Source organism: Mesorhizobium sp. M7A.F.Ca.CA.003.01.2.1, from assembly GCF_003998945.1.
GTDB lineage: Bacteria > Pseudomonadota > Alphaproteobacteria > Rhizobiales > Rhizobiaceae > Mesorhizobium > Mesorhizobium ciceri.
This window is the reverse complement of the sequence record NZ_RZRA01001229.1, coordinates 1-1,292: the sequence shown is the minus strand read 5'-3', so window position 1 is coordinate 1,292 and position 1,292 is coordinate 1. Positions and strand designations below refer to the sequence as shown.

Below are 1,292 nucleotides of genomic sequence, written 5' to 3'. Positions count from 1 at the left end.
CGGCAATCTCATCCTCGGGCTCGTCCGGCTCGACATAGGCCGGGAAGCTGCGCGCCTCGACAAAGCCTTCCGGCTTTTCAGCCAACGCGCCGCGGAAGATCGCATAGTGCTGCGAACCCACCGAATCGTCGGCCTCGACGGTGATCGTCAGCCCGAAGCGGCTTTCGAGTTCCACCAGCGTGCCGCGCTTGTGGTTGAGCACGTAGAGTGCTGTCGCCGCCGGCGTCCGCACCGTGATGTGGCTGCGCGAATCCTTGAGCAGGAATTCCTCGATCGCCCGCACCACCATCAGCGCGACCGACGAATCGGAGCGCACATGGCCGGTGCCGCCGCAATGCGGGCAAGGCTTCATGGTCGATTCCAGCACGCTGGCGCGGATGCGCTGGCGTGACATCTCCATCAGGCCGAAATGCGAGATACGGCCGACCTGGATGCGCGCACGATCGTTCTTGAGGTGATCCTTCAGCCGCTTCTCGACGGAGCGGTTGTTGCGGTTCTCCTCCATGTCGATGAAGTCGATGACGATCAGGCCGGCAAGATCGCGCAGCCTTAGCTGACGCGCGACTTCCTCGGCCGCTTCCAGATTGGTGTGGAGCGCGGTGTCCTCGATCGAGTGCTCCTTGGTGGAGCGGCCCGAATTCACGTCGATGGCAACCAGCGCTTCGGTCTGGTTGATGATGATGTAGCCGCCGCTCTTCAGCGTCACTTGCGGCTGCAGCATGCGGTCGAGCTGTGCCTCGATGCCGTTGCGCACGAAGATCGGCGTCGTGTCGCGGAACGGCTGAACCACCTTGGCGTGGCTCGGCATCAGCATGCGCATGAAGTCCTTGGCCTCGCGGTAGCCTTCCTCGCCGGAGACAAGAATCTCGTCGATATCCTTGTTGTAGAGGTCGCGCACCGAGCGCTTGATCAGGCTGCCTTCCTCGTAGACCAGGGCAGGGGCCGTGGACTGCAAGGTGAGATTGCGGACATTTTCCCAAAGCCGCATCAGATATTCGTAGTCGCGCTTGATCTCTGCCTTGGTGCGGCTCTCGCCGGCGGTGCGCAGGATGACGCCCATGCCCTGCGGCACTTCGAGATCGGCGACGACCTCCTTGAGCCGCTTGCGGTCGACCGCGCTGGTGATCTTGCGCGAAATGCCGCCGCCACGCGCCGTGTTCGGCATCAGCACCGAATAGCGGCCGGCCAGCGACAGATAGGTGGTCAGCGCCGCGCCCTTGTTGCCGCGCTCTTCCTTGACGACCTGCACCAGGAGGATCTGCCGGCGCTTGATCACTTCCTGGATCTTGTAC

The 1,292-nt window shown here is 63.2% G+C and carries 1 protein-coding gene; it reads right to left on the bottom strand.

Features of this window, described 5'->3' with window-relative positions; all coding sequences use genetic code 11:
* On the bottom strand, window positions 1-1,292 hold a 1,292-nt coding region (locus tag EN969_RS31490; RefSeq protein ID WP_164758686.1), incomplete at both ends, for a ribonuclease E/G.